This window comes from Burkholderia sp. HI2761 (assembly GCF_002223355.1).
Taxonomy (GTDB): domain Bacteria; phylum Pseudomonadota; class Gammaproteobacteria; order Burkholderiales; family Burkholderiaceae; genus Burkholderia.
Map to the genome: position 1 here is coordinate 1,990,982 of NZ_NKFN01000007.1, position 15,791 is coordinate 2,006,772.

Annotated in this window: 19 protein-coding genes; 5 read left to right on the forward strand and 14 right to left on the reverse strand. The window is 66.5% G+C overall.

Translation table 11 applies throughout. The annotated features are described in order from the left end of the window. Window positions 1-15 precede the first annotated feature (15 nt). Both CFB46_RS26585 and CFB46_RS26590 read left to right on the forward strand, forming a co-directional pair. Window positions 16-1,017 carry an alpha/beta hydrolase gene (locus CFB46_RS26585; protein ID WP_089501809.1) on the forward strand — a complete coding sequence of 334 codons (1,002 nt, stop codon included), beginning with the start codon at window positions 16-18 and terminating at the stop codon, window positions 1,015-1,017. Between the two features lie 7 nt (window positions 1,018-1,024). Beyond that, entirely contained in the window at window positions 1,025-1,261 is a 237-nt protein-coding gene (locus CFB46_RS26590) for a DUF6331 family protein (RefSeq protein ID WP_179235118.1), read from the forward strand. On the opposite strand, the gene CFB46_RS26595 is transcribed toward CFB46_RS26590, so the two are convergent. Continuing rightward, complete coding sequence (locus CFB46_RS26595; protein ID WP_089501810.1) at window positions 1,258-1,890, reverse strand: LysE family translocator; 633 nt, start codon at window positions 1,888-1,890, stop codon at window positions 1,258-1,260. The genes CFB46_RS26590 and CFB46_RS26595 overlap by 4 nt on opposite strands. A 115-nt stretch (window positions 1,891-2,005) precedes the next feature. Here CFB46_RS26595 and CFB46_RS26600 point away from each other — a divergent pair, with 115 nt between their 5' ends. Next, window positions 2,006-2,467 (forward strand): Lrp/AsnC family transcriptional regulator, encoded by a 462-nt coding sequence (locus CFB46_RS26600; RefSeq protein WP_089501811.1) that lies wholly within the window; start codon window positions 2,006-2,008, stop codon window positions 2,465-2,467. 106 nt (window positions 2,468-2,573) lie between these two features. Here CFB46_RS26600 and CFB46_RS26605 read toward each other — a convergent pair whose 3' ends face one another. From CFB46_RS26605 to CFB46_RS26630, 6 genes are all read right to left on the reverse strand, one after another. Continuing rightward, entirely contained in the window at window positions 2,574-3,701 is a 1,128-nt protein-coding gene (locus CFB46_RS26605) for a collagen-like triple helix repeat-containing protein (RefSeq protein WP_089501812.1), read from the reverse strand. 263 nt (window positions 3,702-3,964) lie between these two features. Continuing rightward, complete coding sequence (locus CFB46_RS26610; protein ID WP_089501813.1) at window positions 3,965-4,312, reverse strand: copper-binding protein; 348 nt, start codon at window positions 4,310-4,312, stop codon at window positions 3,965-3,967. 53 nt (window positions 4,313-4,365) lie between these two features. Next, a complete protein-coding gene (locus CFB46_RS26615; RefSeq protein WP_089501814.1) occupies window positions 4,366-5,157 on the reverse strand; it encodes a DUF2182 domain-containing protein in 792 nt (263 codons plus the stop codon). Beyond that, on the reverse strand, window positions 5,154-5,798 hold the full coding sequence (locus CFB46_RS26620; protein ID WP_089501815.1) for a DUF1326 domain-containing protein: 645 nt from the start codon (window positions 5,796-5,798) through the stop codon (window positions 5,154-5,156). Before CFB46_RS26620 ends, CFB46_RS26615 begins: the two co-directional genes overlap by 4 nt. Window positions 5,799-5,964: 166 nt before the next feature. Beyond that, window positions 5,965-6,264, reverse strand: coding sequence for a hypothetical protein (locus CFB46_RS26625; protein WP_027780748.1), 300 nt, complete (start codon window positions 6,262-6,264; stop codon window positions 5,965-5,967). 218 nt (window positions 6,265-6,482) lie between these two features. After that, window positions 6,483-6,731: a hypothetical protein gene (locus CFB46_RS26630; RefSeq protein WP_027780749.1), complete on the reverse strand. Its 249-nt coding sequence runs from the start codon at window positions 6,729-6,731 to the stop codon at window positions 6,483-6,485. 399 nt (window positions 6,732-7,130) lie between these two features. Here CFB46_RS26630 and CFB46_RS26640 point away from each other — a divergent pair, with 399 nt between their 5' ends. Then, window positions 7,131-8,510 (forward strand): MFS transporter, encoded by a 1,380-nt coding sequence (locus CFB46_RS26640; RefSeq protein WP_089501817.1) that lies wholly within the window; start codon window positions 7,131-7,133, stop codon window positions 8,508-8,510. Between the two features lie 85 nt (window positions 8,511-8,595). Here the strand turns inward: CFB46_RS26640 and CFB46_RS26645 are convergent, their stop codons facing one another. From CFB46_RS26645 to CFB46_RS26675, 6 genes are all read right to left on the reverse strand, one after another. After that, window positions 8,596-8,844, reverse strand: a complete 249-nt coding sequence (locus CFB46_RS26645) for a hypothetical protein (protein WP_089501818.1) — start codon at window positions 8,842-8,844, stop codon at window positions 8,596-8,598. Then, entirely contained in the window at window positions 8,841-10,088 is a 1,248-nt protein-coding gene (locus tag CFB46_RS26650) for an alkaline phosphatase family protein (protein ID WP_089501819.1), read from the reverse strand. Before CFB46_RS26650 ends, CFB46_RS26645 begins: the two co-directional genes overlap by 4 nt. A gap of 421 nt (window positions 10,089-10,509) precedes the next feature. After that, a complete protein-coding gene (infA, locus tag CFB46_RS26660) occupies window positions 10,510-10,773 on the reverse strand; it encodes a translation initiation factor IF-1 (RefSeq protein WP_027780754.1) in 264 nt (87 codons plus the stop codon). Between the two features lie 466 nt (window positions 10,774-11,239). Next, a complete protein-coding gene (locus CFB46_RS26665) occupies window positions 11,240-11,443 on the reverse strand; it encodes a cold-shock protein (RefSeq protein WP_006483056.1) in 204 nt (67 codons plus the stop codon). Between the two features lie 433 nt (window positions 11,444-11,876). Then, the gene (locus CFB46_RS26670; RefSeq protein WP_179235119.1) at window positions 11,877-12,293 is read right to left on the reverse strand and encodes a type II toxin-antitoxin system VapC family toxin; all 417 of its coding nucleotides are present in this window, start codon (window positions 12,291-12,293) and stop codon (window positions 11,877-11,879) included. Next, a complete protein-coding gene (locus tag CFB46_RS26675; RefSeq protein ID WP_027780756.1) occupies window positions 12,280-12,516 on the reverse strand; it encodes a FitA-like ribbon-helix-helix domain-containing protein in 237 nt (78 codons plus the stop codon). Before CFB46_RS26675 ends, CFB46_RS26670 begins: the two co-directional genes overlap by 14 nt. Window positions 12,517-13,014: 498 nt before the next feature. On the opposite strand from CFB46_RS26675, the gene CFB46_RS26680 reads away from it, so the two are divergent. Beyond that, a complete protein-coding gene (locus CFB46_RS26680; RefSeq protein WP_089501821.1) occupies window positions 13,015-14,241 on the forward strand; it encodes an acyltransferase family protein in 1,227 nt (408 codons plus the stop codon). A gap of 12 nt (window positions 14,242-14,253) precedes the next feature. Here CFB46_RS26680 and CFB46_RS26685 read toward each other — a convergent pair whose 3' ends face one another. Further along, complete coding sequence (locus tag CFB46_RS26685) at window positions 14,254-14,931, reverse strand: hypothetical protein (protein WP_089502366.1); 678 nt, start codon at window positions 14,929-14,931, stop codon at window positions 14,254-14,256. Between the last annotated feature and the right edge of the window lie 860 nt (window positions 14,932-15,791).

Sequence of the window (15,791 nt, forward strand, 5' to 3'; positions counted from 1 at the left end):
AACGGAATCCAAGCCATGAAAGACAAACCAGACGGCGTCGTGTTGCCGAGCCGTGTCGTTCCCTTCCCGACCTCGATCAGCGACGAAGCGCGAGCGGCGCTGCGACGCCTGACCCGCGATGACGGCGTGCCGCTGAATGCGTTGCACGTGATGCCGGCGCCCGACGATATCGATGCGTGGATGCGCGTGAAGGCCAGCGCCGACGCCCATTACGCGGCTGCGGTCGAGCAACTCGCCGGCTATTTGCGTTCGAGCGTCGAGACGATTCGCGTCGGCGATGCGGACGTGCATGTCGCGACACCCGAAGCGGCGGCTTCCGGCGCCTACGCGACCATCGACCTGCACGGCGGCGCGCTGGTCGCCGGCGGCGGCGCCGCGTGCCGCGCCAGCGCGCAGATGCAGGCCGACCGGCTCGGCATTCGCTGCTACGGCGTCGACTACCGGATGCCGCCGCAACACCCGTATCCGGCCGCGCTCGACGACTGCATCGCGGCCTATGCCTACGTGCTGGAGCATCACGCACCGGAAAACGTCGTCATCGGCGGCCGTTCGGCCGGCGGCAATCTCGCTGCCGCGATGGTGCTGCGCGCCCGCGACGAGGGCCTGCCGCTGCCGGCCGCGCTCGTGCTGTTGTCGCCGGAAGCCGACCTGACCGAATCCGGCGACAGTTTCGAGACCAACCGGCTCGTCGATGTCGTGTTGCCGGGGCCATTGATGGCGAACAACCTGCTCTACGCGAACGGTGCCGATCTCGCGCATCCGTACCTGTCGCCGCTGTTCGGCGATTTCGCCGCCGGCTTCCCGCCGACCTTCATCCAGAGCGGCACCCGCGATCTGTTTCTGTCGAACGCCGTTCGCCTGCATCGCGCATTGCGGCGCGCACAGGTACCGACCGAGCTGCACGTGTTCGAGGGGATGCCGCACGGCGGGTTCATGGGCGCGCCGGAGGATATCGAGCTGAGCCAGGAAATCGCGCGCTTCGTGCATGCGCACTTGCGTTCGCATGGATCGAATTGAGCCGGCGATGAACGGGAAAGCCCGCAAGGACGACATCGGCATCGGCCCGGATCGCTGGATCGAATGCGGCGATCTCGCGGGCGGCCACGGACATGCGGTCGACGTCGATCCGCATCTGGCGGCCGTCATGCCGTTGATCGACGCGCTGGAGATCCACTGTCTCGCCGGATGCTGCGGCATCGACGCGTTCGGCTTCTGGCCAGACGAAATCGCCGCTGCGCTCGACACGGCCCCGCGCGCCTAGAGCAACCCGCGCACGCCCGCGACCAGCTGGATCGCGCCGAATACCGCGACGACGGCCGCCGACACGCGCGACAGCCCGTGCATGAACGCGAACGACAGCTTCGCGCGCAGCGCGGCGGTCGCGCTGCTCAGGCACAGCCACCACGTGGCCGAGCCGACGAACACGCCGGCGACCATCCATGCGACGGTCGCCCGCATCGCGCCTTCCCGCGCACCCGGCAGCGGGCCGAGCGCCGCGAAGATTCCGACGAACGACACGATCGTCATCGGGTTCGACAGCGTGAGACCGAACGTCGTCAGGAAATCGCGCAGGACGGTCGTACGCGGCAATTCGCGCTGCCCCGCCGGTGCGGCCGGCGCCTGGCGCGCGATGGCCCACGCGAGCCACACGAGAAACGCGCCGCCGCCGATCTTCAGGCCGACGGTCAGCATCGGGAACGCGGTGACGATGCCCGCGACGCCCAGCGCCCCGAGCAGGCCGTAAATCGCATCGGCGCACGCCGCGCCGATGCCCGTCGCGAATCCCGCCCGGAAGCCGCGGCTCAGGCTGCGCTGAATGCACAGCATGCCGATCGGGCCGACCGGCACCGCGATCGACAGCCCCATCACGACGGATTTGATGAACAGCATCGCCTGCCCCTTGCAACCTCCAGTGGATCGAATAGGCATCGTAGGGAAAGTCCGGCCCCCGCTGAATGCGGTTTTTAAGGAAAAATGGCGGCTCTACCTTAAAAATTCCACTGCGATGGACGATCTGGACTGGAAGGTACTGGCGCTGCTGCAGGACAACGGGCGCATCAGCTATACGGAGCTCGCGCACCAGGTTCACCTTTCGGTGCCGGCGGTGACGGAGCGCGTGAAGCGTCTCGAAGCAGCCGGTGTGGTCGAAGGCTACACCGCCCGGATCAATCCTTCCGCGGCCGGCTATCCGGTGAGCGCGCTGATCGGCATCACGGTGCCGCAACCGGCGAAAGCGAAGTTCCTCAAGCTGCTGGAGACGATTCCCGAAGTCGTCGAATGCCATCACGTGACGGGTGCGGATTCGTATGTGATGCGGTTCGTCGCCGTCAGCATGGCCCATCTCGAACACCTGATCGAACGCATCAACCTGTACGGCGAAACGCGCACGTCGATCGTGATGTCGACGCCGCTGCCGGCGCGCGGGTTGGCGCGGCCGGCGTCGAAGTCCGGCGACACGCGCAGGTAGCGGGCCGCGGTTTCACGATCGTCGGCCGGTCTCGGCCGGGACCGGCGACGACCGGCCATCGCCGGTCATGCGGCCCGGTTCCCGCGTGACGATCGGTACGCGCCGGCTATTTGCCGACCGCGCCGCCGAGCAGGCCGCCCAGCAGCGACGTCACCGGCGCGAGCGGATTGGCGAGGCCGCCCAGCGGCGTGCTGCCCCCCGTACCGGTCGCGGCGCCGTCGTGCACGGTGGCCGGGATGCCGCCGACCACGCTCGTCACCAACCCGGAGATCGGCACGGCGCCGTTCGCACCGGCCGGGTTCACGAGGCCGCCCACATTGGTTACCGTGTTGCCGACCGCACGGACGAGATCGCCGACGCCACCGACGATCGGCTGCGGCGACGCGGCGGTCACCTTCCATCCGGTCAACGTGATTGCGCTGCCGACCTGTCCGAGCAGGCCCGCGACCGGCTGCCCGAGGCCGGTTGCGGTGCCGACCTGCTGCGTGAGGTGGCCCGCCGTCGTCACGAGCGGCGTGATCGCGGTGCTGATCACCTGCGTCGCCTGCTGGACCGGGGCCGACGACAGCGATGCGTCGAGCGTCGCGCCGCCCGTGCGCAGACCGCTCGCCACCGTGTCGAGCAGCCCGCCGACCGGCGTCGTGATCGGCGCCAGCGGCGACAGCGGGCCAGACCCGAGCGCCTTGACGGTTTCGCTGATGCCGCCGACCGGGTTACCGGTCGTGGCTACGACCGTACCGAGGCCGCCGACCGTCGTGCCGACCGGGTTCGGAACGATGCCGATCTGGCCGAGACCGCCGCTCACGGCGTCCGACGTATCGCGGATGATCGTGCCGACGCCGATCACCGTATCGGCCGGCCCGACGGTCACGCCCTTGCTGACGCCGGGCACGCTCGCGCTGCCGAGCGTGGCGCCCGCGTCCATCACGATCCCGCCGATGGAGGTGACGATGCCGTTCGTACCCGGCGCGCCGCTCGTGCCCCAGCCGCTGGTGTTGCCACTGCTCGTGCCGCTGCTGCTTGTGCCGCTGCTGCTCGTGCCACCGCTGCTCGTGCCGCTGCTGCCGCTTGAGCCATTACTACCGCTAGTCCCACTCGTCCCGCTCGTGCTCGTCCCAATGTTGTTACCAGCAAGCGTCGGCGCCGTAATGTCACTTCCGCCGCACGCCGCGAGCGTACACGCCACGGCAATAGCGGCGAGCGTAACGTTCGTCTTGATGAAATGATTTTGCATGGAAGCCCCAGTCCGCTAATCAGCGCGAACATTTCATCAAGCATCTACCATGCCATCTCCTTTGGTTTCCTTAACAGTTTCACAAACGCCTTGCAATGACCATCCAGACCGCACTGCTCGGCACGGCGCATCGCATGCGGATGGTGCCTCACGGTTCGGCCCGTCCCGACATGTCGATAGCACTGACGTAACACCGGCCCTGCGTTACGTAGCACGAACCCGGAAAGCCGACGGCGTCTACCCGCGCACGCGCCACATCCTCGTCACGGCCGCTTCACCAGCTTCATGATCGTCAGGGTGCCGTTGACGTTTTCCACCCGAACCCGAACCTTGTCGCCCACATGCAGCGACGAGATCATCGCCGCGTCGCCGGCCTTGAACGCCATCGTCATCGGCGGCATCCCGATGTTGTCGAGGGCGCCGTGCTTCAGCGTCACGAGTCCGCGCCCGGCAGCGATTTCCTTGACCTCGGCATCGGTCAGCTTCGCATCCGGCGCCGGCACGTTCGTATCGCCCGACTTCATGCCCGGCATGTCGCCACCCGCAATCACCGGCGTGGCAACGACCGCCATCGCGCACGACATGGCGACAGCGTGAAAGCAGGTTTTCATCGAGCGTCTCCCCCCGGCCCCGGCGCATTTCTGCTGCCAGCCGATGCCACACATCACACGATCAACGTCACGCCGGCCCAGGCAATCAGCACGACACCCAGCACGCGGCCGACACGATCGCCGCCGGGCAGGACCTTTTCCACGAACACGAACAGCGACAACGCGACGATCCACACGACATTCATCACGCCGCCGACGAACAGCAGCGCCATCAACAACCAGCAGCAGCCCACGCAAACCATGCCGTGCCGCACGCCCAGCAGGAAGCTGCCGGCAACGCCAGGACGCCAGTGCGCGACGAGAAACGCCGCCGGCGCGCGGCATTGCCGCAGACACGCGCGTTTCAGCGGCGAGAATTGATAGAGCCCGGCCAGCGCCAGCACGATGGCGGAAAGGCGCGCGCTCTTCGACCACAACATCATCGCGGAGATCAGCCCGGCCGGCTGCAGCAGCGCCTGAAGCAATGCCGCGCCGATCGAGAACGCGAGCCATGTCGTCAGATAGCCGGCCAGCAGCGCCGCCGGCGTGAACGCCGATCCCGCCGCCCCGCGGCCGTGCTGCCGCAGCACGCGCCGGTACAGCATCACGAGCGGCGCCGCGCCGGGCGTCATCATCGCGATCATCATCACCCACCACATCGCGATCACGGTCGGCAGAGACGGATCCATGCTGCCCATGCCGTCCGTCAGCCGATGCGGAAACAACGCGACGGCCGTCATCTCCCACGCCGACATGCCGGTTCCCGCGCCGGTCCACAGGTAGAACCAGCACAGGCCGACGAGCGCGGCCATGCCGGTCAGCATGACGGCGCGCTCGCGCGCGAGCCAGGTGTCGAACGGCGTCATGCCGCGGCGCGATGCCGGATCAGCCCGTGGTTGTTCAGATGCAGCCGCGCGAATTGCGCATACGTTCCGTCGAGATTCAGCGCGATGTTGCCCTGCGAACGCCCCGTGCCTGAACCGATCTCGGCCAACTCGTATTCGAAACCGTGCGGCAGGTCGATCCGCGCGCGATGCTCGGCACCGGTCACCGGATTGTGGATCGGTTCGCCGATGACGTCGAACACCCCGTCCACGTGAATCCGGCCGCGCCGCGCATCGACATCGACGTCGAAATCGATCTTCGTGAAAATCGGATCGAACGCGTGCTCGAGCGTCGACGCATACACCGAGAACATCGTCGCGAATGGATCGGTATCCTGACCGGTCATGATCTTCAGCACGGCGTCGCGTTGCGCCGGACTGGCGCGCTCGTCGACGATCGGCTGGCACTTGCCCTTGCCTTCGTGAACGGCGCCCGGCCACTGGAACACCACCGCGATCCTGACGCCGTCGAGCACCACGTCGCCGTAGTGGCCGCTGTCGATCGAAATCGCACCCATCGCTTCGCAGTCGCCGTTGGTCGGCAACGCATTGAACTGGCAAGGGCAACCGTATGAGCAATTGCAACTGATCATTTCGGTACCCTGAATTTCCCACGGCGTCATGGCTCCACCTCGCGCGCTGAAACGGACGAACGCTTCGAATCTAGTGCACGCGATCGGGGAAAGCAAAGCAGCAATGGCGGCGTGAAAACCGTGGGCGCCTGCCTCACGTAAGACGTTTCGGGATGTGTTCGCCGCGCTGTTCCGGAAACCGTCCCGTCGCCCGTTCTCACACGAACAACGACGCGACGATCGCACACCACACCGCGCCGGCACCGCACAGAAACGCGCGCCGCGCGACGAACATTCGCGACTCGTCGTCGGGCGTTTTCATTGGCGAGGTCGCGAGAAACGGCACGCTGACGAGGCACGCGAAACCCGCCAGCGCGGGCACGATCACGACGCAGTCGCCGACTCGCCAGGGCAGCGCTTCGTGCAATCCCCAGTAGCCGAGAAACAGCATGCCCATCGAGGACATCGTCGCCGAGGCCGAGCTGAGCGCGACCACCGATCCTGTCGGAAATTGCACGGGAACCTCCCCTCGCACGGCAGGCGCGCTGCCGCTCATCTAGCCGGGGATCGCGATGATCGCGTCCGCCGGCGCGGACTCACGCGTTCATTTCCGGCTCGAACGCATGGCGTGCGCCGTCCCGGCCGAACAGCGAATGCGCGTTGTCACCGATTGACGGATTGGGCCCGATAGAGCGGTTGGGTCGTACGCGTTTGACAAGGACGCGCGTCGCGCCGCTAACCCGGCTTCTTCGTGCCCTGCGCAACGGAAATCCACCCGACCACGGCCGCGGCGACCCAGCAACAGGTGATCATCAGGTCAAGATCCATCCAGCCCTGGAAATTCGTACTGTTTTCGAAACTGCAGCGCTGATAGCCCCTGATCCACATGCAGCCGCTGACCAACTGCTGGATATGCATGTAGATGCTGTACACGGCAACGGCCGAAGCGATGACGGCGACCCGCAGGCTTATGCTCTTTTTCATTGACGCTGAAGGCGTGGAATGATCTCCCGCCGATCTTAAGCCAATGGCGATGCGTGACGCAATCGATCCGGTATCGCCCGAGGGTGTACGCGGCATCGTGCGTGCAACCGGTCGCGCACGGCGAAATCGTCGCAACGGAGTCGTCGCGCCCCGTCGCCCGGTCACGCTCGAGAACATCGAGGAATGCGCTGAAGAACCGCCGCGTGCTCGAAGGCAGCCGCGCAGACATGATCGCGAATGCGCTGCCGACAATGGTGCGGGCGCGGGGAGACGCGGCGGCCTGGGTGCATGCGCGCGTGCAGGCATGACGCTTGCGTGGGCTGATGCCCTCGCCTGCTGACAGCACGCTGGCAGCAGGCGGCGCTTAAGGTTGCCAGATCGCTGCCCAGGAACGTCGCCATGGCCCATACCGCGGAACTCGCCGACCACGCCCTCAAACGCCGCGGCGTGACCCTGCTCACGCTGTGCATCGCCGTCCTCGTGGCCCAGGTCGATACGGCCGTCGTCAACCTCGCCACGCGCGCGATCGGCGCCTATTTCCATGCCGGCGTCGGCGCATTGCAATGGGTCGTCGACAGCTACAACCTCACGTACGCGGTGCTGCTGCTGACCGGCGGCCTGCTCGCCGATCTGTACGGTCGCCGCCGCGTCTTCATGGCCGGCACGGCCGTCTTCACGATCGCGTCGCTGCTGTGCGCGCTGGCGCCGTCGGTGTCGGTGCTGATCGCCGCCCGCGCGCTGGCCGGCGTCGGCGCGGCGCTGCTGCTGCCGGCGTCGCTCGCGATCGTGCGGGTCGTGTGGCGCGACCCGGTCGAGCGGGGCCGCGCGCTCGGCATCTGGGCCGCGTGCAACGGCGTCGCGATGGCGATCGGCCCCACACTCGGCGGCGTGCTGATCCGGCACTTCGGCTGGCGCAGCATCTTTTTCGTCGTCGTGCCGCTGAGCGTCGCCGCGATGCTGCTCGCGATCCCGGCCGTGCCCGAATCGTCCGATCCGCACGGCCGGCATTTCGACGGCGCGGCGCAAGTCACGGGCGCACTCGCGCTCGGCGGGCTCGCGTATGCGGCGATCGTGTTCCGCGAGGCGCCGGTCGCATGCGCGATCGCCGGCTGCATCGCGGTCGCGTCGTTCGTCGCGTTCGTCGCGATCGAGCGCCGCCACGGCGAATCAGCGCTGGTGCCGCTCGATATTTTCCGGATCGGCGCGTTTCGCGGCGCGATCGCCGCGACCACCGGCATGACGTTCGGGATGTATGGCGTGCTGTTCCTGCTGCCGCTCACGTGGCAGAGCACCGGCCGCCTCGATTCGACCGGCGCGGGCCTCGCATTGCTGCCGATGGCGCTCGTGTTCGTCGCCGTGTCGCCGTGCTCAGGGCGGTTGTCGGAACGCATCGGCACACGGGTGACGACGGCCGGCGGCGTCGCGGTGATCGCGAGCGGGCTCGCCGCGATCGGTGCATCCGCCGGTTCGTCGAGCCTGCTCGGTGCCGAGATCGGGCTCGCAATGACGGGGCTCGGGATGGGGATCGCGACAGGCCCGCTGATGACCGTCGCGGTCGGCGCCGTCGAGGCCGCGCGCTCGGGCACCGCGAGCGCGCTCGTCAACGTCGCGCGGATGACCGGCGCGACGCTCGGGATCGCGGTGCTCGGCACGCTGTTCGCGGCCGCGCACGGCGGTACCGCGGGGTTGCGCGCGGCGATGTTCGTCGGTGCGGCGGTGCAGTTGGCGGGCGCTGTCGGCGCAGCGATCGGTGTGCGGCGCGCACGCCAATCGGCGTGACGCTGCGCGACCGGCTGCACCAGCGGCGGCGCGCGTCGCATGCGCCAGTCGCAGACGACGGCCGCAGCCGATATCTGCCGCCGAATCAACGATGCTTTCCGCCGTGCTTGCGCGCCCGATGTTCGGCACGCTTCTGCAACAGTGCCGGCATCAGTTCCTCGATGTATTGCCGCGCCTGCCCGCGCGTGACGATCTCGCTGAACCGCCGGTGAGCCTTGTCCTGGCCGACCAGCGCCGCATGCGCTTTCCTCAGGATGTGCAGATAGGCGATCAGGCTCGTGCCGTCGCGCACGGGCAGCGCATCGCGCGGATCCGGAGTCGGGGCGGTACTCATGTTCCGATCCTTTGCGGACAATCGGTCCGGCACGTCGTCGTGACGAGCGCGAGCAGGTCATGGGCGAGACGATCGCGGTCGGTCAGCGGCGCGAGGCCGAACAGCCGCTCGAGCGTCGCGGCCACCGACGCGTGGTCATACTGCGTGTGATCGACGTGCCCGGCCGCGACCCACGGCGAAATCACGATCGCCGGCACGCGCACGCCGTACACGTCGAAGCCGAAGCCGCTCGCGTTCAGCGTCGCGGGCGCGCCATCGTTCGGGGGCGGCGCGGCGCCCGGCCGGACCGAATCGTAGAAGCCGCCATGCTCGTCGTAGACGATCACGAACAGGCTGCTGTTCCATACCGGCGAGTTGCGGATCGCGTTGTACATGCGTGCGGCGAGCTGGTCGCCCCCGGCCAGCCCGTCCATCGGGTGCTGCGAGCTGCCGTTCCGGTAGGTGCCGTGCACGATGTCGCCATAACCGGGCTCGATGAACGTGTAGCGCGCGGTGTAGCCGGCCGCGAGATCGGCTTCGAAATGCGCGAGATCGTCGATATCGAAGAAGCTGATGCCCTTCAGCGACGCGACCTGCGGCACGTGGCCGAGCGGGTCGCCCGTCTGGTCCTGGTAGATGCGCCAGTTGTCGTCGCCGAGTGCGGCGAAGATCGAACCCTTCGGGTAGGGAAAGCCGTCCAGTGCATCCCAGCCGCACATTTCTTCCTTGGTCGGCGAATGGTCGAGCCCGGCCGACGACGCGCCGTGCAGAAAGAACCGGTTCGGCCAGGTCGGCCCCGGCATCGATGCATGCCATGCGTCGCACAGCACGAACGCATTCGCGAGCGCGTACAGCGACGGTGCCTGCGTCGCGGCGTCGACGCCCTGCATGATCTTGCCCGCGTCGGCCGGCTGCGGCGGCGTGCCCTCGGAATGCGACGTCGCGTAGTTCGACACGAATCCCGAATTGGCGACCGGCGGATACGCGTGCCCTTGCACGAACGGCACGCCCGCGCCGCAGAGCTGTTCGAGCACGTCGGTGAATTCGTGACACGGATCGGTCGGCATCCGGTCGGGCGCGCCGCCGCCGAACGGATAGACCGCGCCGCCGTACGCGTTGCTGTTGCCCGGCGACGCGGCGACGATGTCGGCGATGCCCGACAGCGCGAACAGGTGATCGAAGGAACGGTTCTCGAGCATCAGCACGAACACGTGCTGGATGCGATCCTGAATCGACGGGGATGCGGGGGCTGCGTCTGCACTCATGGCGCCTCCTGGCGTCGCGCGACGAATGTCCGGCCGGCACGGCCGTTGGCCCGTTGAAAGCACTGAAGGGATTGAAAGCCGTGCGCGGGCCGCGCATTGCCAACGAGTGTACGACCGCGCCGGCCCGCGCGTAAAGCTGCGGGCGAACGGCGTCGCAGCGCGTGCGGTCAGTCGTCGACGGTGTGGACCACGATGCGTTTCGCCGGCTCGAGCGGTGCGTGACGGAGAGATTTACTGCGGGACGCGGCTGCCTGAGCGTCGTATACGCGCGGCGCCGGTAAAGGCGAGAGGCAGAAGAAGTCGCTGCGGCGCCGCCGGCGATCGACGAACGGCACATCGTGCGCCGTTCATCCGGCTCGTCCAGCCAAGGGGCCGAACAAGTGTCGAACGGTGCGCACTGTTGCGCACCGTTCGTGGCCGCTTAGCGGCGCGGCTGCCCGCTTCGCGGCGGACGCGGAGAATTCGCGTCCTTGTGCCGGAAGTTGATGCGGCCCTTGGTGAGGTCGTACATCGACAGTTCCAGCGTCACGCGATCACCCGCGAGAATGCGGATGTGGTTCTTGCGCATGCGGCCCGATGCGTACGCGCCGACCACGACGCCGTTTTCCAGCGTGACACGGTATTTGCTGTCCGGCAGCACTTCGTCGACGATTCCGTCCAGTTCCAGCAGTTCTTCTTTTGCCAAACCAATTCCTCCAGAGGTGATTGACCGCGGCCGCGGCGACTGCCCGGCGCCGGCTCCCGCAACGGGACGGCGGCCGGCAGGCGGCCGGGATCGGTTCGTTCAGACGGGCCATGGGCCTGTCTTGCGATCGGAGCCCGGCGCATTGCGGCGGTCGGGCGGTCAGTGGCGGCGGCGCAATGAGCGCGCCGCGCAAGTCGGGACCGCGCCGGCTACGGGGCATGGCGGCGGCCTGCTCGGGTTGATGCGTTGAAGCGGTGATGCGCTGGCGAAGCGACGAGCGCTTCGCGAGGGCGTTGCGTCGCACGCGGGTCACGCATGCGATGAGGGAGGCGTCACGACCGATGCATCGTGAATGTCGCGATGCATCGGTCGTGCGCATCGGAACGCACGGGCCGCCGTCATGCGGCGCCCCGCGCGATACTCCATCCGGCCTCGGCCGCCGCATGGCGACCGCTGCCGATGCGGCTTACTGCGGCGTGATGTTCGACGCTTGCAGACCCTTCGGGCCGCGCTTCACTTCGAAGCTGACCTTCTGGCCTTCGGCCAGGGTCTTGAAGCCCGTGCCGCGAATTTCCGAGAAATGGGCGAACAGATCGTCGCCGCCGTTGTCCGGGGAAATGAAACCAAAGCCCTTGGTTTCGTTGAACCACTTGACGGTACCGGTATCCACAAATACTTCCTTAATACAAATAATTGAACATGCGCCCTCGACGGGCACAGAAAGAATCAAAGAGGGAGAGACCAACGACTGCCGCACGGTGTGCGGCCAATGATGAGCAATCGAACTTCTTGACGACTTCGGTCTCGGACACTACGCGGTAACGGCCGCTTCGTCAAGTTATTTTGATGCGACGCACAAGCGCCGACCTCCGGGCGCCGTCAAGGACGCCAACCGGTCGAGGGCATTACATCGCCTGTCCGAGCGCGAGGACGGGCAGTAAAAGGCGGGGATTGCGGCGTGAAAACGCGCGGCAGCAGATTCGGTGCCAGGAGCGTGAAACGTGGCGACAGTGTCGAACCGGCCACGGGCGCCAGACGTCGTGCGCCAGCCTGCCAGCGGGCCGCCTCGCCGGCTTCGCGCGACGGCGGCGGCCGCCGCGACGCTAGTCGAACGGATTCAGCAACCGGACGCCTGTACGAGCGAAATCGTCGACGTTGCGCGTGACAACCGTCAGATCGTTGATCAGCGCGGTAGCCGCGATCAGCTTGTCGAGTTCGTGCGTCGGATCGGGCACGCGCAAATGCCCCCACATCTGGCCGATGTCGACATCGACCGGCAGGATGTTCGGCGCATAGCCGGACAGGATCATCCCGATCCAGGCCTCGAGCGCCGACGCGTGGCTGTGATCGCCGCGATGACGGATCAGGTCGACACCGCGCCGCAACTCGGCCACCGTCACGACGGACAGATAAAGCGGGCTCGCATCGGCTTCGGCCTGCGCGAAGAACGCCCGCACGCCGCGGTTGGTTCGCTTGCCCTTCCTGATTTCGCTGATGACGTTCGTATCAATCAAAAACACGCCTGACCTCGCCTGAATCCTGAACACGTTGGAAATCCGCGTCTTCGCCAACCTCCGGCATGCTCATCAGCGCTTGCGCAAAGGTCCGCCGCTTCGGCCGGCCGAGCGCTTCGGCCAGAATGGCTCGATGTTCGGCCTCGGCGCTCCTGCCATTGGCCGCAGCCTGCTCGCGCAGGCTTTGAACGAGAGTGTCATCCACGTTACGCACCAGAAGATTTGCCATGAGTACCTCCATCCAGATTTGCTATCAATGATAGCATTGCGAAGGTGAGTTGCAAGCATTGCTATCACCTTCGTGACCGGACAGAACACTGAGTCGGCGTGGACCAGCGGCAGCTGACGATGAGAATTTCGTCCGTCATTCGCCGCTGCTCCGACGCACCGAACTGCTGTCGCTCAAGGTAAGCCGGAGCGGGACGATGTGGAAGCCGGCCGGATGGCCAGTCGAGTGCATCGCATCGATAACGGCGAATGTCGGGCCGGCGAGGAACGGGATTTGCGACGCGGGCGTCGTTGTGCGACATGCGCTCCGAGTACGGGGTGTCGCATCGATTCGCGCTGAAACATCGTGTTGCACAACGCGCCGCGATCATCGCCGTCGTTTGATACCATCGGATCACTAGACCGGCGATCGAACGCCGTGCGAAGCGCGCAGAAGACCTTGCATCGACGCGGACCATCCGTGCCTGAAATCCCGATCCAAGACACGAGACGCTCTTCAGTGGACTTTGTTACGCCCTCTCTGGAAACCCTGTTCTCCCCGACACCCGACAAACTCTACTTCCCGGCATGCGTTGCGGCCGTGGCGATCATCGCGTGGCTCGTCGCCCGACACGTGCCGTTCTACCGATCGGCCGTCGACAAGTCGCTGTCGATGCGCTATCGCAATCTCGACGGGTTCCGCGGCATCCTGGCCACCTCCGTGGTCTTCCATCACTTCGCGTGCAACCAGGCGTTGCTGTCGACCGGCGTCTGGGGTGCCGGCACCGACTTCCTGCGCAATCTCGGGACGATTCCCGTCGCGATGTTCTTCATGGTCACCGGGCTGCTGTTCTGGGAACGCGCATGCAGAGGCGCACTCGACATGCGGACCTTCTTCGTCGGACGCGTGCGACGCATCGCGCCGCTCTATCTGTTTTACGCAGCCGTCATCGTCATCTGCACGCTTTACTGGTTTCCTCGCAACGCCGTCGGTGCACCGACGCAGTTGCTGGCCGACCTGCTCAAGGCCGTTTCGCTCGGCTGGTTCGGCGCGTTCCCGATCAACGGAGCGGAGCGAACCCCGTATCTGAGCGGCGTCTGGTGGACCCTCGCCTACGAATGGCGGTTCTACGTCGCCGTTCCGTTTCTCGCGTGGTTCGTCGCCACGCGTGCGTGGCGCAAGCTGCTCGCCCTCGCGATCGTCACGGCCTGCGCGGCGCTGTTCGGGCCGCCCGGCGGCATGGCGCTGCTGTTCGCGTTCGGCGCGGTGGCCTACGAGGTGTCGCGGCATTCCGCGATCCGCGCGCGGCTCGCGACGAAACCGGCGGCGACCGTCGCGCTGCTGATCCTCGCGATATCTCCGTCTCCGGCCGAACGCTATTCGCTCGCCGGCGCGCTGCCGCTGCTTCCGGTGTTTCTCTGCATCGCCAGCGGGAACACGTTCTACGGCGTGCTCAAGTCCCGGCCGCTCGCGCTGCTCGGCACCGCCAGTTTCAGCATCTACATGATCCACATGGTGATCGTGTACATGATCGTTCACGCGTTCGACAAGTTCGTTTTCCCGATCAATTCAGCCGACGACTCAGGCATCTGGGCGCTCGCGCTGGCATCCGCGCTGGTTGCCGTCTTCTGTGCGCTGCTGACTTACCGCTACGTCGAGCATCCGTTCATCGCAAAACGCAACGACACTCGGTCGGCACGCCGCGCGGCCGAAATCGCTCGCGAGCGTCAAACGGTCACGACGTGACCTGTTCGCGGCTCAGAAGCGGTACGAGATGCCGATCTGCAGGACCGGATACCACCGATAGCGGGACATCATCTGCCGCAGCGAGTCGAGCCCGCTCGCGACCAGCACCGGGCTCTTCGCCGGCCCGGCCGCCGCGGCCAGTTCCGGCGACAGCGTGTACGAACATTTCGGTATCCCGTACGCGACGCCGATATCGGCAACGAACCCGAGCCCTTTCGACGCCGGCCGATGCCCGTAGCCGATTCCGACATACGGCATCACGGTCGGATAACGCGCCTGCGCGACCGCGTACATGCCCGGAAGCGCCGGATAACGCTTGCCGCCGAATACGTAGGTCCCGTTGGTCGGTACGGACACGCCGTGAAGCTCGTCGTCGTTGAAGCGCAACCCGAGCGTCGCGCGGAAGCCGCTGCCTCGCCACGGAAAGATATCGGCATATAGGCCGCCCTGGCGCAGCTTCAGGTCGTCCTGATAGCGGTTGCCGGCCACCGTGAAGTCATGCGTCAGATTGAACGCGTTGAAATCCGCGTGCGCGCCCAGCATCGAATTGAAGCTCACGGCCGCTCCGATGCCGACGCCCTGCGTGCCGCCCTGAAGGTAGATTTCCTGCGCGTGCGCGCTCGCGACGAACATCGCCGCGACCGCTGCCCATTGATTCACTATCGTTTTCACGGGCGCCTCCCCTGACATGTGCCGGGCGCGACGCCACACACACGCGACCTTCGTCGCGATGCGCGATGCGAACCCCGGCACGACACCTTGCAAGCACGCTTGCTGTTCGACGGATCGGGGACGCGTTGCGCGGCGCGCATGACCGATACGACATGCGCTGCGCATGCGCCGTGGCACACGGCGCGCGCGATCCGATCCGGTTCCCCGTTTGTTTCGATGTCGTTACATGCCGCCGATGCGCGGATCGTCCTGGCGAAATTCGTCTGCGCCGGCGGCATCGGGTGAACCGCAAAGGGCGTGCCATGCGGCGCCGACCGGAGCGGCAAAAGCGCGATCCGTCGGAACGGGTAGTAGCGCGAGTCGCGATCGAGAGGAAATGTTTCATGAACGTATCCGTATTCGGCGAGCGAAACCGAAACGCGCGATGTGCCGTCTCGCGCGTCGACGACGCATCGATGGCGCAATGCCCGCGGAGCGAAGCCGGACGGCCGTCAGCGCACGCGCGTTTCCGTTGCGATCGATCGCGTACGGAACGACGCATTGAAAATGCGTTGCAGAAATGCACCTTCGTGCCGGGAGCAAGCGTCGCCGATGCACGATCCTGCGTGACGAGGCAGGGTGAATACCGATGCGTGCGCATGCATCTTGTCCGGCCATGCGCGACATGCCGTGCGAGCCGGTCGGCTCATGTCGCGCGACGTCGTCGAACGGATGCAGAAATGGAAAGCCGGATCGTCCGCGCCGCCTCTTCCGCCGATCACGCCCGCTGCGACGATCGACACGCACGCCTACCCGTGCGCCCTGCCTAATTGCCGAATGCCCTGCGATCAACCGCTCGACCTCCGCCGGACGACAGGTGAAACCGCCGACGATGAGCA